General features: G+C 64.6%; 16 protein-coding genes. 11 read left to right on the top strand and 5 right to left on the bottom strand.

Annotated features, from left to right (window positions below; all coding sequences use genetic code 11):
• Positions 1-267: 267 nt before the first annotated feature.
• The 5 genes from KDB76_RS17420 to KDB76_RS17400 all read left to right on the top strand — a co-directional run bounded on the left by KDB76_RS17420 (position 268) and on the right by KDB76_RS17400 (position 11,636).
• Positions 268-1,590, top strand: coding sequence for an MdtA/MuxA family multidrug efflux RND transporter periplasmic adaptor subunit (locus KDB76_RS17420; protein WP_038409771.1), 1,323 nt, complete (start codon positions 268-270; stop codon positions 1,588-1,590).
• The gene (locus KDB76_RS17415) at positions 1,587-4,685 is read left to right on the top strand and encodes an MdtB/MuxB family multidrug efflux RND transporter permease subunit (protein WP_013972978.1); all 3,099 of its coding nucleotides are present in this window, start codon (positions 1,587-1,589) and stop codon (positions 4,683-4,685) included. The genes KDB76_RS17420 and KDB76_RS17415 overlap by 4 nt, the downstream gene beginning before the upstream one ends.
• Positions 4,682-7,789 carry an efflux RND transporter permease subunit gene (locus KDB76_RS17410; protein WP_038409770.1) on the top strand — a complete coding sequence of 1,036 codons (3,108 nt, stop codon included), beginning with the start codon at positions 4,682-4,684 and terminating at the stop codon, positions 7,787-7,789. Before KDB76_RS17415 ends, KDB76_RS17410 begins: the two co-directional genes overlap by 4 nt.
• Positions 7,786-9,273, top strand: coding sequence for an efflux transporter outer membrane subunit (locus KDB76_RS17405; RefSeq protein WP_013972976.1), 1,488 nt, complete (start codon positions 7,786-7,788; stop codon positions 9,271-9,273). The genes KDB76_RS17410 and KDB76_RS17405 overlap by 4 nt, the downstream gene beginning before the upstream one ends.
• A gap of 272 nt (positions 9,274-9,545) precedes the next feature.
• The gene (locus KDB76_RS17400; protein WP_013972975.1) at positions 9,546-11,636 is read left to right on the top strand and encodes an EAL domain-containing protein; all 2,091 of its coding nucleotides are present in this window, start codon (positions 9,546-9,548) and stop codon (positions 11,634-11,636) included.
• Here the strand turns inward: KDB76_RS17400 and KDB76_RS17395 are convergent.
• The 3 genes from KDB76_RS17395 to KDB76_RS17385 all read right to left on the bottom strand — a co-directional run bounded on the left by KDB76_RS17395 (position 11,633) and on the right by KDB76_RS17385 (position 13,665).
• Positions 11,633-11,893, bottom strand: a complete 261-nt coding sequence (locus tag KDB76_RS17395; protein ID WP_031324937.1) for a DUF1652 domain-containing protein — start codon at positions 11,891-11,893, stop codon at positions 11,633-11,635. The two genes, KDB76_RS17400 and KDB76_RS17395, sit on opposite strands and share 4 nt — an antisense overlap.
• Before the next feature lie 279 nt (positions 11,894-12,172).
• Positions 12,173-12,937: an RHS repeat-associated core domain-containing protein gene (locus KDB76_RS17390; protein ID WP_080708166.1), complete on the bottom strand. Its 765-nt coding sequence runs from the start codon at positions 12,935-12,937 to the stop codon at positions 12,173-12,175.
• 80 nt (positions 12,938-13,017) lie between these two features.
• Entirely contained in the window at positions 13,018-13,665 is a 648-nt protein-coding gene (locus tag KDB76_RS17385; RefSeq protein WP_013972973.1) for a DUF1345 domain-containing protein, read from the bottom strand.
• 322 nt (positions 13,666-13,987) lie between these two features.
• Between KDB76_RS17385 and pgm the strand changes: the two genes are divergently transcribed.
• From pgm to KDB76_RS17365, 4 genes are all read left to right on the top strand, one after another.
• Complete coding sequence (gene pgm / locus KDB76_RS17380) at positions 13,988-15,625, top strand: phosphoglucomutase (alpha-D-glucose-1,6-bisphosphate-dependent) (protein ID WP_038409767.1); 1,638 nt, start codon at positions 13,988-13,990, stop codon at positions 15,623-15,625.
• A 78-nt stretch (positions 15,626-15,703) separates the two neighbouring features.
• A complete protein-coding gene (locus KDB76_RS17375) occupies positions 15,704-16,213 on the top strand; it encodes a sigma-70 family RNA polymerase sigma factor (protein ID WP_013972971.1) in 510 nt (169 codons plus the stop codon).
• Complete coding sequence (locus tag KDB76_RS17370; RefSeq protein WP_038409765.1) at positions 16,213-17,157, top strand: FecR domain-containing protein; 945 nt, start codon at positions 16,213-16,215, stop codon at positions 17,155-17,157. The genes KDB76_RS17375 and KDB76_RS17370 overlap by 1 nt, the downstream gene beginning before the upstream one ends.
• Before the next feature lie 66 nt (positions 17,158-17,223).
• Positions 17,224-19,629, top strand: a complete 2,406-nt coding sequence (locus tag KDB76_RS17365) for a TonB-dependent receptor (RefSeq protein WP_023662601.1) — start codon at positions 17,224-17,226, stop codon at positions 19,627-19,629.
• A 158-nt stretch (positions 19,630-19,787) separates the two neighbouring features.
• Here the strand turns inward: KDB76_RS17365 and KDB76_RS17360 are convergent, their stop codons facing one another.
• Positions 19,788-20,204 carry a RidA family protein gene (locus KDB76_RS17360; RefSeq protein ID WP_015270679.1) on the bottom strand — a complete coding sequence of 139 codons (417 nt, stop codon included), beginning with the start codon at positions 20,202-20,204 and terminating at the stop codon, positions 19,788-19,790.
• Positions 20,204-21,523 (bottom strand): NAD(P)/FAD-dependent oxidoreductase, encoded by a 1,320-nt coding sequence (locus KDB76_RS17355; RefSeq protein ID WP_038409763.1) that lies wholly within the window; start codon positions 21,521-21,523, stop codon positions 20,204-20,206. Before KDB76_RS17355 ends, KDB76_RS17360 begins: the two co-directional genes overlap by 1 nt.
• 304 nt (positions 21,524-21,827) lie before the next feature.
• Here KDB76_RS17355 and KDB76_RS17350 point away from each other — a divergent pair, with 304 nt between their 5' ends.
• Together KDB76_RS17350 and argE are read left to right on the top strand one after the other, a co-directional pair.
• A complete protein-coding gene (locus tag KDB76_RS17350) occupies positions 21,828-22,505 on the top strand; it encodes a DUF1028 domain-containing protein (protein WP_013972966.1) in 678 nt (225 codons plus the stop codon).
• Positions 22,498-23,658, top strand: a complete 1,161-nt coding sequence (gene argE, locus KDB76_RS17345; protein ID WP_038409762.1) for an acetylornithine deacetylase — start codon at positions 22,498-22,500, stop codon at positions 23,656-23,658. Before KDB76_RS17350 ends, argE begins: the two co-directional genes overlap by 8 nt.
• Positions 23,659-23,664: the final 6 nt, after the last annotated feature.

The raw sequence follows: 23,664 nt of genomic DNA, 5'->3' as shown, positions 1-23,664 counted from the left end.
GGTTTCAAAAGCTGTGATATCCCTGTGGGAGCGGGTTTACCCGCGAAGGGGCCGGCACAGGCAACCGAAACCTTTCAGCCCGCCACCGCTCAAGCAACACCCTGTAAACGGCCCGGAACGCTTTCCGGGCCGTTTTCATTTAAAGTTCAACCCCTTGGCAACGTCAGGCAAAGGTAAACCTCTGGTAAAGGCGCTTTGCTAAAACGATGCCAGTGCTTATCGTTCATTCTCCCCAAGCCGTCATTCCGAACAAGGTTCGTTCAACCCATGCAAGTGTCCAATTCCCGCTCCCCTCGTCGCTGGCTCGTCGGCCTGCTGATCCTGCTGCTGGTGGCTGCACTGGCCTGGTGGCTGTGGCCCGCAGCGACGCCTGCGCATAAAGAAGCCGGTGGCGGGCGCGGTGGCAAGGGCATGGGCATGATGGGCGGTCGCCCGGGCTTCGGCGGCTCCAGCGACCCGGTGCCGGTGCGCGTCGAGCCGGTGCGGGTGGGGGACTTCCCGCTGTACTACAAGGCCCTGGGCACAGTCACCGCGACCAACACCGTCAACGTGCGCAGCCGCGTGGCTGGCGAGCTGGTCAAGATCCACTTCAAGGAAGGCCAGCAGGTCAAGGCCGGCGACCTGCTCGCCGAAATCGACCCGCGCCCGTACCGCATTGCCCTGCAGCAGGCCGAGGGCACCCTGGCGCAGAACCAGGCGCAACTGAAGAACGCCCAGGTCGACCTGGCCCGCTATAAAGGCCTGTACGCCGAAGACAGCATCGCCAAGCAAACCCTCGACACCGCCGAAGCGCAGGTGGCACAGTTCCAGGGGCTGGTGAAGACCAACCAGGCGCAGGTCAACGACGCCCGCCTGAACCTCGATTTCACTCAGATCCGCGCGCCGATCAACGGCCGCGTGGGCCTGCGCCAGCTCGACCTGGGCAACCTGGTGGCGGCCAACGACACCACCGCGCTGGTGGTGATCACCCAGACCGAGCCGATCAGCGTTGCCTTCACCCTGCCGGAAACCGAGTTGAGCACCGTGCTGGAACGCTACCGCAGCGGCGCCAGCCTGCCGGTCGAGGCCTGGGACCGCAGTGACAGCAAGCTGCAGTCCACCGGCGTGCTGGGCAGCATCGACAACCAGATCGACACCACCACCGGCACCCTCAAGTTCAAGGGGCGCTTCGAGAACAAGGACCTGGCCCTGTTCCCCAACCAGTTCGTCAACGTGCGCCTGCTGGCCGACACCCTCAAGCAGGTGACCATGGCCCCGGCGGCGGCCATCCAGTTCGGCAATGACGGCTCCTTCGCCTACGTGGTCAATGACCAGAACACGGTCAATATCCGCAAGCTCAAGGTTGGCGCCAGCGACGGCGAGAACAGCGTCATTCTCGAGGGCCTCAAGGCCGGCGAACGCCTGGTGCTGGAAGGCACCGACCGCCTGCGCGAAGGCACCAAGGTGGAAGTTGTCGAAGACAGCTCGCAAGTGCCGACCACCCCGGGCCAGCACCTGCAAGGCCAGGAAGCCAAGGGTTCGGCAAGCACTGGCGATGTGCAGCCCGGTGAAGCACAGCCTGGTAGCGCAGCAGGCAAGGCGGGCGCATGAACCTCTCGCGTCTGTTCATCCTGCGGCCGGTTGCCACCACGCTGAGCATGCTGGCCATCGTCCTGGCCGGCCTGATCGCCTACAAGCTGCTGCCGGTTTCCGCATTGCCGCAGGTGGATTACCCGACCATCCGGGTCATGACCCTGTACCCAGGCGCCAGCCCGCAGGTCATGACCAGCGCGGTTACCGCGCCGCTCGAACGTCAGTTCGGCCAGATGCCAGGCCTGGAGCAGATGGCCTCGACCAGCTCCGGCGGCGCCTCGGTGCTGACCTTGCGCTTCAACCTCGACATGAACATGGACGTTGCCGAGCAACAGGTGCAGGCCGCGATCAACGCCGCCAGCAACCTGCTGCCCAGCGACCTTCCGGCGCCGCCGGTGTACAACAAGGTCAACCCGGCCGACACCCCGGTGCTGACCCTGGCCATCTCCAGCAAGACCATGCCGCTGCCCAAGCTCAACGACCTGGTCGATACCCGTGTGGCACAGAAGCTCGCACAGATCAGCGGTGTGGGCATGGTCAGCATCGCTGGTGGCCAGCGCCAGGCGGTGCGGATCAAGGTCAACGTCGATGCCCTGGCCGCCAACGGCCTGAACCTGGAGGACGTACGCACCCTGATCGGCGCTTCCAACGTCAATCAGCCCAAGGGCAACTTCGACGGCCCGACCCGGGTGTCGATGCTCGACGCCAACGACCAGCTGCGTTCCCCTGAGGAATATGCCAACCTGATCCTGGCCTACAACAATGGCGCGCCTCTGCGTCTGAAGGATGTTGCAGAAATCGTCGACGGCGCCGAAAACGAGCGCCTGGCTGCCTGGGCCAACGAAAACCACGCCGTGCTGCTGAACATCCAGCGCCAGCCGGGCGCCAACGTCATCGAAGTGGTCGACCGCATCAAGGCCTTGCTGCCGTCGATCACCGACAACCTGCCGGCCGGCCTCGATGTGTCGGTGCTCACCGACCGCACCCAGACCATCCGCGCCGCGGTCAAGGACGTGCAGCACGAACTGCTGATCGCCATCGCCTTGGTGGTAATGGTCACGTTCGTCTTCCTGCGCCGTTTCAGCGCCACGCTCATCCCGTCGATCGCCGTGCCGTTGTCGCTGATCGGTACCTTCGGCGTGATGTACCTGGCCGGTTTCTCGGTCAACAACCTGACCCTGATGGCCCTGACCATCGCCACCGGTTTCGTGGTCGACGACGCCATCGTCATGCTGGAGAACATCTCCCGGCACATCGAGGAGGGCGAGACGCCCATGCAGGCGGCGCTCAAGGGCGCCCGGCAAATCGGCTTCACCCTGATCTCGCTGACCTTCTCGCTGATTGCGGTACTGATCCCGCTGCTGTTCATGGCCGATGTGGTCGGCCGCCTGTTCCGCGAGTTTGCCATCACCCTGGCGGTGGCCATCCTGATTTCCCTGGTGGTATCGCTGACCCTCACGCCGATGATGTGCGCGCGCCTGCTCAAGCGCGAGCCCAGGGAAGAGGAACAGGGCCGGTTCTACCGCGCCAGTGGCGCCTGGATCGACTGGCTGATCAGGCACTACGGTAGCGCCCTGCAGTGGGTCCTCAAGCGCCAGCCGCTGACGCTGCTGGTGGCCGTGGCCAGCCTGGCGCTCACCGTATTCCTGTACATGGTGGTGCCCAAGGGCTTCTTCCCGGTACAGGACACCGGGGTGATTCAGGGCATTTCCGAAGCGCCGCAGTCCACCTCGTTCGCCGCCATGAGCGAACGCCAGCAGGCGCTGAGCAAGGTGATCCTGCAGGACCCGGCGGTGCAGAGCCTGTCGTCCTACATTGGTGTCGATGGCGACAACGCCACGCTCAACAGCGGCCGCCTGCTGATCAACCTCAAACCCCATGGCGAGCGTGATGTCACTGCCAGCGAGGTGATCAACCGCCTGCAGCCACAAGTCGATCGGTTGGTGGGCATCCGCCTGTTCATGCAGCCGGTGCAGGACCTGAGCATCGAGGACCGGGTCAGCCGGACCCAGTACCAGTTCAGCCTCTCGTCGCCCGACGCCGACCTGCTGGCGCAGTGGAGCGGCAAGCTGGTGCAGGCGTTGCAGCAACGCCCGGAACTGGCCGACGTGGCCAGCGACCTGCAGGACAAGGGCCTGCAGGTTTACCTGGTGATCGACCGCGACATGGCCGGCCGCCTGGGCATCAGCGTGTCGCAAATCACCAACGCCCTGTATGACGCCTTCGGCCAGCGTCAGATCTCGACCATCTACACCCAGGCCAGCCAGTACCGCGTGGTGCTGCAGTCGCAGGATGCGGCGGTGATCGGCCCGCAGGCGCTGGAGTCGATCCACGTCAAGGCCACCGATGGCGGCCAGGTGCGCCTGTCGGCGCTGGCGCGCATCGAGCAGCGCCAGGCCCAGCTGGCCATTTCCCACATCGGTCAGTTCCCGGCGGTGACCTTGTCGTTCAACCTGGCCCACGGCGCTTCGCTGGGCAAGGCGGTGCAGGTGATCGAGCAGGTGCAGAAGGACATCGGCATGCCGCTGGGCGTGCAGACCCGCTTCCAGGGCGCGGCGGAGGCCTTCCAGGCATCGCTGTCGAGCACCTTGCTGTTGATCCTGGCGGCGGTGGTGACCATGTACATCGTGCTGGGCGTGCTGTACGAGAGCTACATCCACCCGGTGACCATTCTTTCGACCCTGCCGTCGGCAGCGGTCGGCGCCTTGCTGGCCTTGCTCATCAGCGGCAACGACCTGGGCATGATCGCCATCATCGGCATCATCCTGCTGATCGGCATCGTCAAGAAGAACGCGATCATGATGATCGACTTCGCCCTCGAGGCCGAGCGCCAGCAGGGCATGAGCCCGCGCGATGCCATCTACCAGGCGGCGCTGCTGCGCTTCCGGCCGATCCTGATGACTACCCTGGCCGCGCTGTTCGGCGCCGTGCCGCTGATGCTCGCCACCGGTTCCGGCGCCGAGCTGCGCCAGCCGCTGGGCCTGGTGATGGTCGGCGGGTTGCTGGTCAGCCAGGTGCTGACGCTGTTCACCACCCCGGTCATCTACCTGTACTTCGACCGCCTGGCCCGCCGCTGGCGCCCGGCCACTGACGTGAAGCAGGCCGAGGCATGAACCTGTCCGGTCCTTTCATCCGTCGCCCCGTTGCGACGATGCTGTTGAGCCTGGCGATCATGCTGCTGGGCGGGGTCAGCTTCGGCCTGTTGCCGGTGGCACCGCTGCCACAGATGGACTTCCCGGTAATCGTGGTGTCGGCCAACCTGTCAGGCGCCAGCCCGGAAGTGATGGCGTCCACCGTGGCCACGCCGCTGGAGCGCAAGCTGGGCAGCATTGCCGGCGTGACCACCCTGACCAGCAGCTCCAACCAAGGCTCCACACGGGTGATCATCGGCTTCGAGATGGGCCGCGACATCGACGGAGCGGCGCGCGAGGTGCAGGCGGCGATCAACGCCACCCGCAACCTGCTGCCCAGCGGTATGCGCAGCATGCCCACCTACAAGAAGATCAACCCGTCGCAGGCACCGATCATGGTGCTGTCGCTGACTTCGGACGTGCTGCAGAAGGGCCAGTTGTACGACCTGGCCGACACCATCCTGTCGCAGAGCCTGGCCCAGGTGCCCGGGGTAGGGGAGGTGCAGATCGGCGGCAGTTCGCTGCCGGCGGTGCGCATTGCCGTCGAGCCGCAATTGCTCAACCAGTACGGCCTGTCGCTGGATGAAGTACGTACTGCCGTGTCCAACGCCAACCAGCGCCGGCCGATGGGCTTTGTCGAAGACGCCGAGCGCAACTGGCAGGTGCGCGCCAATGACCAGCTGGAAAGCGCCAAGGACTACGAGCCTGTGGTGATCCGCCAGCAGAACGGCACCATCCTGCGCCTTTCCGATGTGGCGACCATCACCGACGGCGTCGAGAACCGCTACAACAGCGGCTTCTTCAATGACCAGAGCGCGGTGCTGCTGGTGGTCAACCGCCAGACAGGCGCCAACATCATTGAAACGGTCGACCAGATCAAGGCGCAGTTGCCGGCCCTGCAGTCGTTGCTGCCGGCCAGCGTGCAACTGAACGTGGCCATGGACCGTTCGCCAGTGATCAAGGCCACCCTCAAGGAAGCCGAGCACACCCTGCTGATCGCCGTGGTGCTGGTGATCCTGGTGGTCTACCTGTTCCTCGGCAGCCTGCGGGCGTCGCTGATCCCCAGCCTGGCGGTGCCGGTGTCACTGGTGGGCACTTTCGCGGTCATGTACCTGTGCGGCTTCTCGCTCAACAACCTGTCGCTGATGGCGCTGATTCTCGCCACCGGTCTGGTGGTGGACGATGCCATCGTGGTGCTGGAGAACATATCCCGGCACATCGAGGACGGCCAACCACCTTTGAAAGCGGCCTTCCTGGGCGCCAAGGAAGTGGGTTTCACCTTGCTGTCGATGAACGTGTCGCTGGTGGCGGTATTCGTCTCCATCCTGTTCATGGGTGGCATCGTGCGCAACCTGTTCCAGGAGTTCTCCATCACCCTGGCGGCGGCGATCATCGTGTCGCTGGTGGTGTCGCTGACCCTCACGCCGATGCTGTGCGCCCGCTGGCTCAAACCGCACCAGGCCGAGCCGACACGTCTGCAGCGCTGGAGCGAACAGTTGCACCAGCGCATGGTCGATGCCTATGACCGCAGCCTGGGCTGGGCCTTGCGCCACAAACGCCTGACGTTGATCAGCCTGCTGGCCACCATCGGCATCAACATCGCTCTGTACGTGGTGGTGCCGAAAACGCTGATGCCGCAGCAGGATACCGGCCAGCTGATAGGCTTCATCCGTGGCGACGATGGCCTGTCGTTCAGCGTCATGCAGCCGAAAATGGAAATCTACCGCCGCGCCTTGCTGGCCGACCCGGCAGTGCAGAGCGTTGCCGGCTTCATCGGTGGCAACAGCGGGACCAACAATGCCTTTGTGCTGGTGCGCCTGAAGCCGATCAGCGAGCGCAAGCTCGACGCCCAGAAGGTGATCGAACGCCTGCGCAAGGAAATGCCCAAGGTACCCGGCGGGCGCCTGTTCCTGATGGCCGACCAGGACCTGCAACTGGGCGGCGGGGGCCGTGACCAGACCTCTTCGCAGTACCTGTACTCCCTGCAGAGCGGAGACCTGGCGGCCCTGCGCGAATGGTTCCCGAAAGTGGTGGCGGCGCTGCGTGCACTGCCGCAACTGACTGCCATCGACGCCCGCGACGGTGCCGGCACCCAGCAGGTGACCCTGGTGGTCGACCGTGACCAGGCCAAGCGCCTGGGCATCGACATGGACATGGTCACCTCGGTGCTGAACAACGCCTATAGCCAGCGGCAGATCTCCACCATCTACGACAGCCTCAACCAGTACCAGGTAGTGCTCGAGATCAACCCGAAGTACGCCTGGGACCCAAGCACCCTCGAGCAGGTGCAGGTGATTACCGCCGACGGTGCCCGCGTACCGCTGTCGACCATCGCCCACTACGAGAACAGCCTGGCCAACGACCGGGTCAGCCACGAAGGCCAGTTCGCCGCCGAAAGCATCGCCTTCGACGTCGCCGAAGGCTACAGCCCCGACCAGGCCATGGCGGCGCTGGAGCGTGCGGTGGCCAAGCTGGGCTTGCCCGAGGAGGTGATCGCCAAGCTCGGCGGTACCGCCGATGCCTTTGCCAAGACCCAGGAAGGCCAGCCGCTGATGATCCTTGGCGCGCTGGTGCTGGTCTACCTGGTGCTGGGCATTCTCTACGAAAGCTACATTCACCCGCTGACCATCCTCTCGACACTGCCCTCGGCCGGCGTCGGTGCCTTGCTGGCGCTGTACGTCACCGGCGGCGAGTTCAGCCTGATCTCGCTGCTGGGGCTGTTCCTGCTGATCGGCGTGGTGAAGAAGAACGCCATCCTGATGATCGACCTGGCCTTGCAGCTGGAGCGCCACCAGGGCCTGACACCGGAAGAGTCGATCCGCCGGGCTTGCCTGCTGCGCCTGCGGCCGATCCTGATGACTACCCTGGCGGCCATCCTCGGTGCCTTGCCGCTGCTGCTGAGCCGCGCCGAAGGCGCGGAAATGCGCCAGCCTCTGGGCCTGACCATCATTGGCGGCCTGGTGTTCAGCCAGGTCCTCACTCTTTACACGACACCGGTGGTCTACCTGTACCTGGACCGCCTGCGTCACCGTTTCAACCGTTGGCGTGGCGTGCGCACCGACGCCGCCCTGGAAACCCCGCTATGACTTTTGCCCAGACCCCACTTCACCGTGCCCTGCAGACGCTGACCCGTGGGCGTGGCTCGCGCCTGCTCGGCGCCGGGTTGTGCGTCGCCTTGCTCAGCGCCTGCACCCTGAGCCCGGACTACCACCGCCCGGAGCTGAGCAGCACGGCGCAGTTCAAGCACGCCGAAGGCTGGACCCAGGCCACGCCGTCCGATGCCATCGCCCGCGGCGCCTGGTGGGAAATCTACGGCGATGCCGGGCTCAATGCACTGGTCGAAGAGCTCAACCGCAGCAACCAGACCGTGGCCCAATCGGAGGCCCAGTATCGCCAGGCCCAGGCGCTGGTGCGCAGCAGCCGGGCGGCGCTGTTCCCCAGCCTGGACCTGAGCGTCGGCAAGAACCGCTCGGCCCAGGGCACCGGTAGCTCCAGCTCGAGCCTGTCCAACAACAGCAGCGGCATTCGCAACACCTACAACGCCCAGCTCGGCGTCAGCTGGGAAATCGACCTGTGGGGCAAGCTGCGCGAGACCCTGAACGCCAACGAAGCCAGTGCCGAAGCCAGCCTGGCCGACCTGGCCTCGATCCGCCTCAGCCAGCAGTCGGAACTGGTGCAGAACTACCTGCAGTTGCGGGTGATCGACGAGCAGAAACGCCTGTTGGAAGCCACCGTGGCAGCTTATGAACGTTCCCTGCGGATGAACGAAAACCAGTATCGCGCCGGCGTCGCCGGCCCGGATGCAGTGGCCCAGGCGCGTACCCAGCTCAAGAGCACCCAGGCCGACCTGATCGACCTGATCTGGCAGCGCGCGCAGTTCGAGAACGCCATTGCCGTGTTGCTGGGCAAGGCCCCGGCGGACTTCGCCCTGGCCGACAGCAAATCCATTCCAGCGCTGCCGCAAATTCCGGTGGCCTTGCCTTCGCAGTTGCTGGAGCGACGCCCGGACATCGCTGCGGCCGAGCGCAACGTGATGGCTGCCAACGCCAACATCGGCGTGTCGCGGGCGGCGTATTTCCCGGACCTGAGCCTGAGCATGAGTGGCGGTTACTCCAGCAGCAGCTTCAGCAACTGGATCGAACTGCCCAACCGCTACTGGTCGGTGGGCCCACAGCTGGCGCTGACCTTGTTCGACGCCGGCAAGCGCAGTGCCGAGGTGGACCGCACGGTGGCGGTGTATGACCAGACCGTGGCGCAGTACCGCCAGACCGTGCTCGACGGCTTCAAGGAAGTGGAAAACCTGCTGGTGCAGTTGAAGGTGTATGGCGATGAGGCGGTGGTGCGCCAGGAGGCACTGGATGCCGCTCGCGAGTCGCTGCGCCTGACCGAGAACCAGTACCGCGCCGGGCTGATCGGCTATCTGGATGTGGTCAACGTGCAGACCACGGCGCTGAGCAACGAGCGCAGTGTGTTGAACCTGCTGCAAGGGCGCCTGGTGGCCAGCGTGCAGCTGGTTGCCGCGCTGGGTGGTGGTTGGGATGCGGAACAGGCGTTTGCCGAGCAGGACTGAAATATTGGCAGTGCTTTGTGGGAGCGGCCTTGTGTCGCGAAAGGGCCGCAAAGCGGCCCCAGGTTCTCGGCACAATGGCTGATATTGCTGGGGCTGCTTCGCAGCCCTTTCGCGACACAAGGCCGCTCCCACAAAAGAGAGTGCATTTCTGCGAGGCCGTATAGCGTCTTCCCTTTGGATCCATTCCCATTCGCAAAAACCCCGTGCGTTTCGCCTGACCTTGAGTACAATCGTCAGCTTTTTCCGGGCCTCCCGCCCCGCTGGAACTCTCGATGCTGACCGGTAGCTACTCCTCTTCGCTGGTGTTGATTTCGCTGTGCGTGGCGATCCTGGCGTCCTATACAGCCCTTGACCTGACCGGCCGCATCGCCACGGCCAAAGGCCGGGCTGCCTGCCTGTGGATGGGGGGTGGCGCGTTGGCCATGGGCATCGGCGTGTGGTCGATGCACTTCATCGGCATGCTCGCCTTCAGCCTGCCCATCGACCTGGGCTACGACCTTGCCCTGACCGCGTTCTCGCTGCTGATTGCCGTGTTGTCCTCGGGCTTTGCCTTGTGGCTGGTCAGCCAGCCGAGCCTGCCGTGGCAGCAATTGGCATTTGGCGCACTGATCATGGGCACCGGCATTGCCTGCATGCACTACACCGGTATGGCCGCGCTGCGCATGCTGCCGGGCATCGCCTATGACCCGACGCTGTTCGGGGCCTCGCTGCTGATTGCCGTGGCCGCCTCGGCAGCGGCGTTGTGGATCGCCTTCCGGCTGCGTGCGCATACTCCTTATGTGAGGCAGATTCGCGGCCTGGCGGCGGTGGTGATGGGCTTTGCCATCGTTGGCATGCACTACACCGGCATGGCCGCGGCGAATTTCCCCGAAGGCAGCTTCTGCGGTGCGCTGGCAGCGGGAGGCCTGCAAGGCGACGGCCTGGTCTACCTGGTGCTGATCACCACGCTGGCGGTACTGGCGGTGGCCTTGCTCACCTCGGTACTGGATGCCCGCCTGGAAGCGCGCACCGCCGAGCTGGCCCGCTCGCTGACCCTGGCAAATCAGGAACTGACCCAGCTGGCCCTGCACGACACGCTCACCGACCTGCCCAACCGTACGTTGCTGGCCGACCGCATCGAGCAGGCCATTGCCAAGGTAGCGGAGCAGGGCGGCTGCTTTGCCCTGATGTTCATCGACCTGGACGGCTTCAAGCCAGTCAACGATGCCTTCGGCCACCACATCGGCGACTTGCTGCTCAAGGCCGTGGCGGCGCGCCTGCGCGGGCACCTGCACAGCCAGGACACGCTGGCGCGCATCGGCGGCGACGAATTCGTGCTGCTGGTGGAGCTGCGCGAGCCGAACGATGCCATGGATGTGGCGGTCAAGCAGGTCAACCTGGTGTCACGGCCATTCCGCGTGGCCGAGCATGACCTGCAGCTGACAGCGAGCCTGGGCATCGTCCTGTACCCGGGCAATGGCCTGGACCAGCATGAGCTGCTGCGCAATGCCGACGCTGCCATGTATCACGCCAAGAGCGCCGGCAAGAATGGCTACAGCTTCTTCGACGCGTCGATGAACAGCAACGCCCGCCAGCAATTGCAGCTACTGCAGGACCTGCGCCAGGCCCTGGAGCAGCGCCAGTTCCGCCTGCACTACCAGCCCAAGTTCGACGCCCAGAATTGCCAGCCGATCGGTGCCGAGGCCTTGCTGCGCTGGGAGCACCCGCAGCAGGGCCTGTTGCTGCCCGACCGTTTCATCGGCCTGGCAGAAAAGACCGGCCTGATCATTCCCATTGGCGAATGGGTGCTCATCGAGGCTTGCCGGCAGATGCGTCAGTGGCTGGACCAGGGGCACCACGGCTGGCGCATGGCGGTGAACCTGTCGGCCATCCAGTTCTGCCATGCCGGGCTGGTCGACAGCGTGGCCCGAGCCCTGCAACAGAACAGCCTGCCGGCCAACTGCCTGACCCTGGAAATTACCGAAACAACCGCCATGCACGACGCCGATGCCAGCCTTACGGTGCTGCAGCGGCTGTCCGACATGGGCGTGGACCTGTCTATCGATGACTTCGGCACCGGCTATTCCAGCCTGATGTACCTCAAGCGCCTGCCGGCCAACGAGCTGAAGATCGACCGCGGTTTTGTGCGCGACCTGGAGCAGGACAGCGACGATGCGGCGATCGTTTCGGCAATCGTGGCGCTGGGCCAGGCGCTGGGGCTGCGCATCGTTGCCGAAGGGGTGGAGACTGACAGGCAGCAGGACTTCCTGACCCGCCTGGGCTGCGATTCGCTGCAAGGCTACCTACTGGGCCAGCCGGTGCCGGCCGAGCAGTTCATGGGCAAGTTGCAGGCCATGCGCCAGGAAAGCACGGCAGTGGGCTAGACTGCGTCGCGCAGGGTGAAGGCGGGCATGAAAGTATCCATCTCCGCCTCGACGGCCTCGATGATGCGCTCTACGTCGGTGGCGGCCATGATTGCCGAGCAGGGGATGCCGGCAATCGCCAGCAGGGTTTCGCCGGTGGCGCGGTCGAACAGCCGCGCGACCATGCTGCGTGGCGCATCCATGCTGGCTTCGAAGCCCAGCGGGTGGAAATGCCAGCGCATCACCTGGCAGGCGTTGGGGAACGTCATCTTGTTCATGCCAGCCTCCTTGTTCGTACCTGGACGTGGTGAGCGGGTGGCCACATCGATGCGGCCGCCGGGAAAGTAACCATAGCACCTGTCACGGAGTATTCTCGGCTGCAAATACGACAAATGTGCTAATGCATGACAGCGGTCACATCCTTGTGAGGGACGGCAACTTGGAGACCGGCGCTCTGGCAAACGTTTTCCGCGTGCGATGGCGGCAGATATTCCGATGAACTCTGCAGGGGCAATTGATACTGTGACATGGTACTTTCGGACGAGCGGCATTGCTCCTCAGCCCACGGGAGGACGTTGAAGTGAATAACCGGGCGAGTAGTTTGCCATCGCAGAGGTAGTATCCATGGGATTCCTGATGGTTCCCGTCGTCATCCATGTAACGACCGTCTCCAGGATTGAAGCTCCTGACATGGCGAGCGCCATGCCCCCGAGAGTTAGCTCAGCAGGGTGGATTTGTTGGGCCTGATCCATCATTTGCATCAGTTGTGCAAGGTTCATTTCCGGAGCTTGGTGCGGCTGCGGGGCCTGGTGATTATCTTGTGGCTCTCTTTGCGGCCGGTCCTGCGGGCGTTGTGCTCGTTGCTGCTGTCGTTGCTCGGCCCTTTGTTGAACTCTGCGAGGGCGTTGGGTAGTAAAACGTTGGGATGCGCGGAAGCTATTTTTCGGGACGCCATTTGTTCTGGCCTGTGCCATTGGTCGACGCGGCATTTTGAAACGGCCCGTTGGATCGGTGAAATTTATAGGGTCATCTTGGCAGTAGACATAACAGTTCAGACCGCCGTAATGGAAAGGCGAAAAGCTGTCTGGTTGGTAAAAGCGCATTAGTAAAGGGCTATAGACTCTATGGCCATTTCCAAGCGAATAGGTTCTGAAAGCAGCGTCATAGAGAGCTCCAGTAAAACCTAACAAGCTTTCAACGGAATTCGGCTTACTAACCCCATAAGGTGAATACACCTGTTGCGATGGCGTTGCAGCCGTGCCCATGATCGTACTTGCGGTGTCGGCTTGAATCAGCAAACTTTTCGAACCAGCCGTTTTCATGGCTTAACCCTTTTACACTTCGGCCATCAAGAGTCTCTTGGTGGGCCGAACGGTTGCAACTAGCAGAATTGATGGGAAGCTCAGCCCAGCAGGCCAGCAGCGATGTTGATGGTGAATCCCAAAATCGCCGTATTGAACACGAACCCCACCAGCGAATGCGCCAGCACCACCCGCCGTAGGCCCCGCCCAGCGACGCCCACGTCTGAGGTTTGTACCGCCACGCTGATGGTGAACGAGAAGTAGTGGAAGTCCCAGTAATCGGGGTTGCGTTCGCCATCGGCGAAGCGCAGCGGCGGTTCGTGGTTTTGTCCGGTATAGAACAGCCGCGCGTAGTGCAGGCTGAAAATGCAGCCGATCAACAGCCAGGAGCCGGCCACGGTCAGGCCGGTGTAGAGGTAGTGCACGACCAGCGCCGTGCCTTGCAGGCCACGGCTGGACACCAGTTGCAGGGTGACGGCGGCGAGGCTGGCGATGGCGGCGATGCACACGGTGAGCAGGACCAGGCCGGCGTTTTCGTCTTCGACGCGGGCGACCTTGCGTACCTTTTCCGCATTGGCGCTCAAGGTCAGGTAGAGCACCAGCAGCAGGTACAGCCATACGCCAAGATTCCAGCCGGCGAGGATGTGCTGCACGCTGTCGCTGGCGGGGATCAGCCAGGCGCCGAGCAGGCCGACCACAGTGGCGATGCTCAGGCGCGGGTGGGTGTGGGTCAGGCGGTGGAAAGCCATGGGGCCTCGTTTTCGAGAGTATGGGTACCACTCTAGCCGGACATTTCAGAGATGAGGGACATGCGCGGGTCCATTGTGGGAGCGGGCGAGCCCGCGAAGCAGCCACCGCGGTGGCTGGCAAGTACCCTGTGGGAGCGGCTTTAGCCGCGAACACCGGCGCAGCCGGTGCCATGCACCGCGTTGGATTCTTCGCGGCTAAAGCCGCTCCCACAGGGTATGCGGTGTGCTCACTGATTCTTTGCTGCCGCCCATCGCGCGGCATTGCAACTCTCAGTACACTGCACGCTCCAACACCAACATCCGTTGAACTCGAGGTTACTGCATGACGCTCAGTCCTTTGGCAGGCAAGCCGGCTCCGGCCAGCGTGCTGGTCGATATTCCCCGACTGCTCACCGCCTACTACACCGGCCGCCCCGACGCTGCCGTGGCGGCCCAGCGGGTGGCCTTCGGCACCTCGGGGCACCGTGGCACTTCGCTTGAATTGAGCTTCAACGAGTACCACGTCCTGGCCATTACCCAGGCCATCTGCCTGTATCGCCAGGAGAAGGGCATCGATGGCCCGCTGTTCATCGGCGCCGACACCCACGCACTGTCGGCACCGGCTACCGCCAGCGCCCTGGAAGTGCTGGCTGCCAATGGCGTGAAGGTAATGCTGTCCAAGGACGACGAATACACGCCAACACCAGCGGTATCCCATGCCATCCTCTGCCATAACCGTGGCCGCGAGCAGGGCCTGGCCGACGGCATCGTCATCACCCCGTCGCACAACCCGCCGCAAAGCGGTGGCTTCAAGTACAACCCGCCCAATGGCGGCCCGGCCGACAGCGATGTGACCAAGTGGATCGAGGCCAAGGCCAACGAACTGCTGGCCGCTGACCTGGCGGGCGTCAAGCGCATGGACCACGCCCAGGCGCTGCAGGCATCCACCACCCAGCGTCACGACTACGTGAGCAACTACGTGGCCGACCTGGAAAACGTCATCGACTTCGACGTCATCCGCGGCGCCAAGCTGCGCCTGGGCGTCGACCCGCTGGGCGGGGCAGGGGTGCGCTACTGGTCGGCGATTGCCGAGCATTACCAGCTGGACCTGGAAGTGGTGAACACCGAGGTCGACCCGACCTTCCGCTTCATGACCGTCGACTGGGACGGCCAGATCCGCATGGACCCGTCTTCGCCCTATGCCATGCAGGGCCTGATCGGCCTGCGCGAACGCTTCGACGTGGCCTTCGCCTGCGACCCGGACCACGATCGCCATGGCATCGTCACCCCCGATGGCCTGCTGCAGCCGAACAACTACCTGGCCGTGGCCATCGACTACCTGTACCGCCACCGCCCGCAATGGCGCAGCGATGCCGCCGTCGGCAAGACCGTGGTGTCCAGTGGCCTGATCGACCGCGTCACCCAGCGCCTGGGCCGTGAGCTGTACGAAGTGCCGGTGGGCTTCAAGTTCTTCGCCCAGGGCCTGTTCGACGGCACGCTGGGCTTTGGTGGCGAGGAAAGTGCGGGGGCTTCCTTCCTGCGCCGCGATGGCTCGGTCTGGGCCACCGACAAGGACGGGCTGATCCCGGCCTTGCTGGCTGCCGAGATGACCGCCCGCACCGGGCGCAACCCGAGCCAGGCCTACGCCGACCTGACCGAGGCGCTGGGCAAGCCGTTCGCCACCCGTGTCGAAGCCAAGGCCGATGCCCGGCAGAAGGCTTTGCTGAGCAAGCTGGCGCCGGAGCAGGTGAAGTCGACCGAGCTGGCGGGTGAGCCGATCGTGCAGATCCTCAGCCATGCACCGGGCAACGGCCAGGCGATCGGCGGGCTGAAGGTGATGACCGCCAATGGCTGGTTCGCCGCGCGCCCTTCGGGCACCGAGGATATCTACAAGATCTACGCTGAAAGCTTCATCGACGAGGCGCACCTGCAGCGCCTGGTGCAGGAAGCGCAAGTGCTGGTGGATGCGGCGATTGCCTGACTGGTAACAAACCGCTTGGTTCTGTGGTGCGCTGTAAATTAGAATTAATCTTATTTACGCCACCGCAGGGCCTTCCCCATGATCGACGCCGCGCCGCCACCGGAGCATAGCCTGCCTGCCCTGTACCGGGAACACCGCGGCTGGCTGGAAACCTGGCTGCGGCGGCGCATGGGCAATGCCTGGGATGCCGCCGACCTCAGCCAGGATACCTTCCTGCGTATCCTGGCCAGCGCCCAGCCGCTGGCAGACATTCGCGAACCGCGTGCCTACCTGCTGACCGTGGGCAAGCGCCTGCTGAGCAACTTCCACCAGCGGCGCAGCCTGGAACAAGCCTACCTCGATGCACTGGCGCAGTTGCCCGAGCAGCATGTGCCCTCGCCAGAGCAGCGTTGGGTACTGCTGGAAACCCTGCAAGCCCTCGACGAGTTGCTCGACGGCCTCAAGGCGCCGGTACGCAAGGCTTTTCTCTGGAGCCAGCTGGAGGGCCTGGGCTATGCCGAGATCGGCAAGCGCCTGGGTGTTTGCGAGCGCTCGGTCAAACGCTACATGGCGCAGGCCTACGAGCATTGCCTGCTGGCTGAACTGTAATGACCAGCCATTCCCCCGAAACCCGCGAGGCACTGCAGGCCGCCGCGCGCTGGCTGGCGCTGGTGGACTCTGGCGCTGCCAGCGAGGGTGACCTGCAGCGCCTGGAACAATGGCGCACCAGCAGCACCTTGCACGAACACGCCTGGCAAAAGGCACTGCTGTTGCGCCAGCGCTTTTCCGCGCTACCCGGCGCATTGGCCATGGCCACCCTGGACCGCCCGGATAGCGGCCGCCGGGCGCTGCTCAAGCAGGCCCTGGGCGTGGCTGCATTGTTGCCGGCGGCCTGGCTGGCAAGCCGCGAACTGCCGCTGGAGGCCTGGGCCGCCGACATGCGCACCGCGGTCGGGGAGCGCCGGCAGGTGCTGCTGAGCGATGGCACATTCGTGCAGTTGAACACCGACAGTGCGGTGGATATCGACCTGGGCGCGCGTCGCCTGACATTGCTGCGTGGCGAAGTGGCAGTCAGGTTGCCCGGCAACCTGAGCCTGACGTTGCAGGTGCCCTATGGCCAGGTCGCGCTGGATGCTGGCGAGGTGTGCTTGCGCCTGGTCGATCAGGCTTGCCGGGTATCGGTGCTCAAGGGCACGGCCAACCTGCAGCCGCGGCAAGGCCCGGCGCTGCTGCTGCAGGCCGGGCAGCAGGCCAGCCTGCAAGTGGTCGGGGTTGGCCCTGTCACCGGCCTGGACGCATGGCTGCTGGGCTGGCGCGAAGGGGGACTGCGGCTGGAGGATCGCCCCTTGGGCGAGCTGCTGCACGAGCTGCGCAGGTACCGCCCCGGCGTGCTGCGCTGGGCGCCCGAACTGGAGGCCCTGCGCGTGACCGGTACGTTCCGCCTCGACGACACCGACCGAGTGCTGGCCTTGCTCGCCGCCAGCCTGCCGTTGCAGGTGCACACGCGCACGCGTTACTGGGTGAGCCTGGCCGCGCGAGAAAATCGCGCATGATGCTGTCCCCTTTTTTTCGCTCACCGGTCATTACCGGTAGGAGCAAATAAAGGGGAGCCTTGTTCAATGCCTGTTGTCATGTCCAGCCGCCTGCGCCCACTGGCGCGTGCGGCACATCCGTTGTTCGCCATGAGCCTGTTGTTGTGTGCACCGGCCTGGGCCGAAGAACCCGCCCGGCGCAGCTATCAGGTGCCGCCTGCAAACCTTGGTGCGGCACTTACCCAGTTTGCTGACCAGGCCGGGGTCAGCCTGTCGCTGGACCCGGCGCTGGTCAACGGTCGGCAGAGCAATGGCCTGTCCGGCAGCTACAGCGTCGACGAAGGCTTCACCCAGCTGTTGCGCGGCAGCGGCCTGCAGCTGCTGCCGGTGGGCGAGGGCGCTTTCACATTGATGCCGGCACCCCAGGCGGGTGGTGCGCTTGAAATCGCCCCGACCAGCATCGTCGGTGGCCTGGCCGCAGGCAACGAAACGCAACCCTATGCCGGTGGCCAAGTGGCCCGTCAGGGTTCACAGGGCCTGCTCGGCACGCGCGACTTCATGGAAACCCCGTTCAGCATCACCAGCTACACCAGCGAACTGGTGAAGAACCAGCAGGCGCGAACCTTGGGCGAGCTGATCGCCAGCGACCCATCGGTACGCGCCACCAACCCGGCGGGTGGGCGCTTCGAGCAGTTCACCATTCGCGGCTTCAGCCTGTTCAACAGTGATGTGGCCTACAACGGCCTGTACGGCATCCTGCCGACCTACTCGATCGACATGGAAATGGCCGACCGGGTCGACATCATCAAAGGCCCCAGCCAGCTGATCAACGGCATTTCGCCGCGAGGCAGTGTCGGCGGCGGCATCAATGTGCAGCCCAAGCGAGCCGGCGACCAGCCGCTCACCGAGTTTACCGGCAGCTATGCCTCGGCCGGCCAGGCAGGCGGTGCGGTGGACGTTGGCCGGCGCTTTGGCGAAGGCCAGCAGTTCGGCGTGCGCTTCAATGGCGTGAAACAGGCGGGCGATACCGAATGGGACCACCAGCGAGTCGAACGTGAAATGGCGGTGTTGGGCCTGGACTTTCGTGGCGAGCGCCTGCGGCTTTCGGCGGACCTTGGCCATACCGAGCGCGATACCGATGCACCGCAGGAGCGGGTGCTGGTCGGTGCCAATGCCAAGGTGCCGGATGCCAACGACGTACGCCACAACTACGCCCAGGCCTGGAGCAAGGCGCGCACCAACGACACCTTCGGTGCGCTGCATGCCGAGTACGATATCAGCGAGTCGCTGCTGGCCTATGGCGCGGTCGGCGCGCGCAAGAGCAACCATGACTTCCTGCGCCACAACGTGTCCATCAGCAACGATGCCGGCGACTTCACCGTGCAGCCGCGCGACTTCACCCGGGATGAAAGCGTGCGTACCGCCATGGCCGGCGTGCGCAACTGGTTCCATACCGGGCCGGTCAGCCACGAGCTGAACCTGGCCGCCACCTACTTCTACATGGACTTCACCAACGGCGGCGCCCGCTATGCCTCGGCGCCCAGCAACCTCTACCACCCGGTGGCCACGCCGACACCGGGCACGCCAACCCGCATCGACCCCGAGGTGTACACGGAAAACCGCTTTTCCGGCGTGGCCCTGGCCGACACCCTGGGCTTCTTCGACGACCGCCTGCTGCTGACCCTGGGCGCGCGTTGGCAGCGGGTGCAGGTGGATGACTGGAGCGACGGCATCAAGGGGGATACCGCCTACGATGAAGAGAAGATGTCGCCCTCGGGCGGCGTGCTGCTCAAGGTTACCGACCAGCTGTCGTTGTATGCCAACTACATGGAGGGCCTGAGCCAGGGCAAGATTGCGCCGTCGACATCGGTCAACGAAGACCAGATCTTCCCGCCGTTCACCAGCCGCCAGGTCGAGGTGGGGGCCAAGTACGACCTGGGCCAGGTCGCCTTTACCGCCAGTGCCTTCCGCATCCGCCAGCCCGCCTATGAAACCAACCCCACATCGCGGGTGTTCGGCCCCAATGGCAAGCGCGACAACCGCGGTATCGAACTGAGCGTGTTTGGCGAGCCCGTGCAAGGCGTGCGTGTGCTGGGCGGGGTGATGTATATCGACAGCGAACTGACCGACACCATCGGTGGCGCCTACGATGGCAACCGCGCGCCGGCCACGCCCGAGTACAACGTCAACCTGGGCGCAGAATGGGATGTGCCTGGGGTGAACGGCCTGACCCTGACGGCGCGGGGCATCCACTCGAGCTCGCAGTACCTGGACCAGAACAACAGCAAGCAGATCGACGGTTGGGAGCGTTACGACGTGGGTGCGCGTTATGCGTTCAAGGTGGATGCCACTCAGGTGACCTTGCGTGCCAGTGTCGAGAATGTGCTGGACGACCGCTACTGGAGCTCGGCCGGAGCTTCGGATGACAGCGAGCCGGGGCTGACGCTGTCTACGCCGCGTACCTACCTGCTGTCGGCGACAGTGGGTTTCTAGCCCATTTCAAAAGTGGGCGCGTTCCCTGTAGGAGCGGCCTTGTGTCGCGAAAGGGCTGCAAAGCAGCCCCAGCAATTTCAAGTGTTGCGCATCAATCCTGGGGCCGCGTTGCGGCCCTTTCGCGACACAAGGCCGCTCCTACAGGTTGAACCGATCGATCAGACCGAATCTGGCACCACGGCGATCACATCGATCTCCATCAGCCACTCGGCCTGGGCCAACCCGGCCACCACCAGACCGGTGGAAATCGGGAACACACCCTTGAGCCACTTGCCTACCTCCTTGTACACCGGCTCGCGGAAGCGCGGGTCGGTGATGTAGGTGGTGGTCTTGACGATGTGCGACAGGTCCGAGCCGGCTTCTTCGAGCAGTTGCTTGACGTTCTTCATTGCCTGCTCGGCCTGCGCCCGTGGGTCACCCAGGCCCACCAGGTTGCCTTCGAAGTCGGTGCCGACCTGGCCGCGCACGTAGATGGTGTTGCCGGCGCGCACCGCCTGGCACAGGTCGTTGTCCAGGGTCTGGTTGGGGTAGGTGGCCTTGGTGTTGAACATGCGGATGCGGGTATGAGTAGGCATCAGTGGGCTCCGAGGGTGCTGACGTTGCTGATCTTGGGTTGCTGCTGCTCATCCGCTGCGCGTTGCTCGCGGTCGCGGTAGGCGGCATAGGTGCGTTGCGTGGCGATGTGGCCGGCGACGTGCTTGGCGTCGTGCCACACGCCCCAGATGAACGACGAGCCACGACGCGACAGCCACGGCAGGCCAAGGAAGTACACGCCCGGCTCGCGGGCCACGCCGCGTTGGTGCTGGGGCTTGCCGTTGGCGTCGAAGGTGTCTACCTGCAGCCAGCTGAAGTCGACACCGTAACCGGTGGCCCAGATGATGCTGGTGACACCGGCCTTGGCCAGGTCCAGTTGCTGCAGCGGGTTGCGCATGCACTCAGGGTCGGCCAGGCGTTTGCGGGCTTCGGGCTCTTCCGGCAGGTCCAGGCCGTTGCGTTCGATATAGGCATCGGCGGCATCCAGCAGGGCCAGGTAGTTTTCGTCGCCGCGGTTGATGTTCTCGACCAGGTTGTCCTGGAAGCGCGCCACGCCGTTCTCGAACGACTGGGTCAGGCCGACCAGGGTCATGCCCTGGTGGGCGAGGGCGCGGAAGTCCACGGTGTGGCCGCCACGGGCGCCACTGACGGCAATGGTCACGTGCTCGCGGCCAGGCTTGGCGATTTCCGCATCCCACTCACCCAGCACGCCCAGCCACCAGCAGAAGTCGCGGTTGCGGTAAGCGCGTGGCGGGCGATCGTGGGCGCCGACCGAGAGGTACACATGGCGCCCGGCACGCATCAGTTCTTCGGCGATCTGCACGCCCGAGGAGCCGGCGCCGACCACCAGCACAGCGCCTTCTGGCAACTGCTCGGGGTTGTAATAGGCAGCGGAGTGGATCTGGTGCAGGTTGCTGTCTTTCGGCGCGATGGCCGGGATCACCGGCTTCTGGAACGGGCCGGTGGCGGCGACCACGCGGTTGGCGCGAATCACGCCTTCATTGGTTTCGATGGTAAAACCGGGGCGGTCGCTGTTGCGCAGCACTTTCTTCACTTCGATGCCGGTGCGTACGGGCAGGTTGTACTTGCGTACGTACTGCTCGAAGTAGTCGGCCACCTGGTCCTTGCCGGCGAAGGCGTCGGCGTCGAGGTTGAATTCCAGCCCCGGGAAGCGGTCGTGCCAGACCGGGCCGTTGGCCACCAGCGAGTCCCAGCGGCCGGTGCGCCAGGCCTCGGCGATACGCTTGCGCTCCAGCACCAGGTGCGGCACGCCAAGCTTGCTCAGGTGTTCGCTCATGGCCACGCCGGCCTGGCCGGCGCCGACGACGAGGGTGTCGATTTCGAGGTTGTTCAGTGTCATGTCCGAGCCCTTGTTCAGGCGGTTTTTGTCAGGTCGGTTTGGAGGACCGCCGTTGCCTGGGGCCAGACTAGGGATGCCGTGGAAATGGCGAAAATAGTATTTAGCTGGGGCTTGCCGATAAAACGGCGAAGGCCTTGATTCCTGCAGCCTGCAGCGGTTCCAGCAGCAGCTGTGCCAGGGTTTTGTCCGAACGTTTCGTGGTCATAGTTTTTTCCTCTGCAAACCCTCGGAAAAAGGTCGTTTCGCCGGCCGAAAGGTTCAACCCAGAATGCCGTGTATCGCACAGCACAACAGGAACCATGACATGACTTTTTCCATCATCGGTCGTTGCCAGGAAACCGGCCAGGTCGGTATCGCCATCAGCTCTTCGAGCATCGCCGTGGGCGCCCGCTGCCCGTGGGTGCGTGCCGGTGTGGGTGCGGTCGCCACCCAGAACATCACCTTGCCGGCGCTGGGCCCGCAGATTCTCGATGCCCTGGAACAGGGCCAGTTGCCGCCTGCCGCTGCGCTGGACCGGGTGCTGAGCGCCAACGGCTGGAGCGAGTATCGCCAGCTCACGGTGATCGACAGCCATGGCCAGGTGGCGCTGTTCACTGGCAAGGAAGCCCTGGGCACCCACCACGCCGTGGCCGGTGAGCAATGTGCGGCGGCAGGCAACCTGTTGGCCTCGACCCAGGTGATCGAGGCGATGGTGCAGGCCTTTGAACAAGCCGGCGGGCATCTGGCCGACCGCCTGCTGGCGGCCATGCACGCGGCGATGGCCGCAGGTGGCGAGGCGGGGCCTGTGCACTCGGCGGCGTTGAAGATTGCCGGCGAGCTGACCTGGCCGCTGGTGGACCTGCGTGTGGACTGGGCCGAAGCAGACCCGATCGGTGTGCTCGATGGCCTGTGGCAGGCGTATCGGCCGCAGATGCAGGACTACGTCACCCGCGCCCTCAACCCGACTGCCGCGCCAAGCTACGGGGTGCCGGGCGATGAGTGAATTTGCCAGTCGCGCGCTGCTGGCCAGGCTGATCGGCTTTGCCACGGTCAGCCGGGATTCCAACCTCGAACTGATCAGCTTCATCCGCGACTACCTGGCCGAGCTGGGGGTGGAAAGCGAACTGTTCCATAACCCGGAAGGCACCAAGGCCAACCTGTTCGCCACCATCGGCCCCCGGGACGTTGGCGGCGTGGTGCTGTCCGGGCATACCGATGTGGTGCCGGTGGACGGCCAGGCCTGGACAGTCGAGCCGTTTGCCCTGAGTGAGCGCGACGGGCGCCTGTATGGCCGCGGCACGGCCGACATGAAGGGCTTCATCGCTTCGGTACTGGCGGCTGTACCGGCGTTTCTCGCACAGCCGTTGCGCATGCCGGTGCACCTGGCGTTCTCCTACGACGAGGAAGTCGGCTGCCTGGGGGTGCGCTCGATGCTGGCCGCGCTGGAGCAGCGCCCGCACAAGCCACGGTTGTGCCTGATTGGCGAACCCACCGAACTCAAGCCGGTGCTGGGGCACAAGGGCAAGCTGGCGATGCGTTGCCAGGTGCATGGCGCGGCCTGCCACTCGGCGTACGCGCCGTATGGGGTGAATGCCATCGAGTATGCGGCGAAGCTGATCGGCAAGCTGGGTGATATCGGTGATGCCCTGGCGTTGCCGGAGCATCACGACGAGCGCTTCGACCCACCGTTCTCCACTGTGCAGACCGGTGTGATCAAAGGGGGCAGGGCGCTGAACATCGTGCCTGCGGAATGCGAATTCGATTTCGAAGTACGGGCTTTGCCGGGGTTCGAGGCGCAGGCAGTGGCCGACCAGCTGCAAACCTATGCCGAGGCCGAACTGCTGCCGCGCATGCGCAAGGTCAATGCCGCCAGCGCCATTCGCCTGCAGCCGTTGAGTGCGTATCCGGGGCTGGCCACGCCAGCGGATAGCGAGGCGGCTGGCCTGGTGGCGTTGCTCAGTAGTTCGGATGAGTTCGGTACGGTGGCGTTTGGTACCGAAGGTGGACTGTTCGACCAGGTGGGCATCCCGACTGTGGTGTGTGGGCCCGGGAGCATGGACCAGGGGCACAAGCCGGATGAGTTCGTCAGCGTCGAGCAGTTGCGGGGGTGTGATGCCATGTTGCTGAGGTTGGTGGATTACCTCAGGCAGGGTTGATTGCGC

Source organism: Pseudomonas sp. JS425, from assembly GCF_018223845.1.
Lineage (GTDB): Bacteria > Pseudomonadota > Gammaproteobacteria > Pseudomonadales > Pseudomonadaceae > Aquipseudomonas > Aquipseudomonas asiatica.
The sequence above is the reverse complement of the archived record's forward strand: the minus strand, read 5'-3'. Positions and strand labels throughout refer to the sequence as shown.

Coding starts and splice junctions, on each gene's coding strand:
- KDB76_RS17405 (WP_013972976.1), top strand. CDS start 7,786: ATGACTTTTGCCCAGACCCCACTTCACCGTGCCCTGCAGACGCTGACC.
- pgm (WP_038409767.1), top strand. CDS start 13,988: ATGACGCTCAGTCCTTTGGCAGGCAAGCCGGCTCCGGCCAGCGTGCTG.
- KDB76_RS17410 (WP_038409770.1), top strand. CDS start 4,682: ATGAACCTGTCCGGTCCTTTCATCCGTCGCCCCGTTGCGACGATGCTG.
- KDB76_RS17390 (WP_080708166.1), bottom strand. CDS start 12,937: ATGAAAACGGCTGGTTCGAAAAGTTTGCTGATTCAAGCCGACACCGCA.
- KDB76_RS17375 (WP_013972971.1), top strand. CDS start 15,704: ATGATCGACGCCGCGCCGCCACCGGAGCATAGCCTGCCTGCCCTGTAC.
- KDB76_RS17420 (WP_038409771.1), top strand. CDS start 268: ATGCAAGTGTCCAATTCCCGCTCCCCTCGTCGCTGGCTCGTCGGCCTG.
- KDB76_RS17370 (WP_038409765.1), top strand. CDS start 16,213: ATGACCAGCCATTCCCCCGAAACCCGCGAGGCACTGCAGGCCGCCGCG.
- argE (WP_038409762.1), top strand. CDS start 22,498: ATGAGTGAATTTGCCAGTCGCGCGCTGCTGGCCAGGCTGATCGGCTTT.
- KDB76_RS17385 (WP_013972973.1), bottom strand. CDS start 13,665: ATGGCTTTCCACCGCCTGACCCACACCCACCCGCGCCTGAGCATCGCC.
- KDB76_RS17365 (WP_023662601.1), top strand. CDS start 17,224: ATGCCTGTTGTCATGTCCAGCCGCCTGCGCCCACTGGCGCGTGCGGCA.
- KDB76_RS17395 (WP_031324937.1), bottom strand. CDS start 11,893: ATGAACAAGATGACGTTCCCCAACGCCTGCCAGGTGATGCGCTGGCAT.
- KDB76_RS17400 (WP_013972975.1), top strand. CDS start 9,546: ATGCTGACCGGTAGCTACTCCTCTTCGCTGGTGTTGATTTCGCTGTGC.
- KDB76_RS17350 (WP_013972966.1), top strand. CDS start 21,828: ATGACTTTTTCCATCATCGGTCGTTGCCAGGAAACCGGCCAGGTCGGT.
- KDB76_RS17415 (WP_013972978.1), top strand. CDS start 1,587: ATGAACCTCTCGCGTCTGTTCATCCTGCGGCCGGTTGCCACCACGCTG.
- KDB76_RS17355 (WP_038409763.1), bottom strand. CDS start 21,523: ATGACACTGAACAACCTCGAAATCGACACCCTCGTCGTCGGCGCCGGC.
- KDB76_RS17360 (WP_015270679.1), bottom strand. CDS start 20,204: ATGCCTACTCATACCCGCATCCGCATGTTCAACACCAAGGCCACCTAC.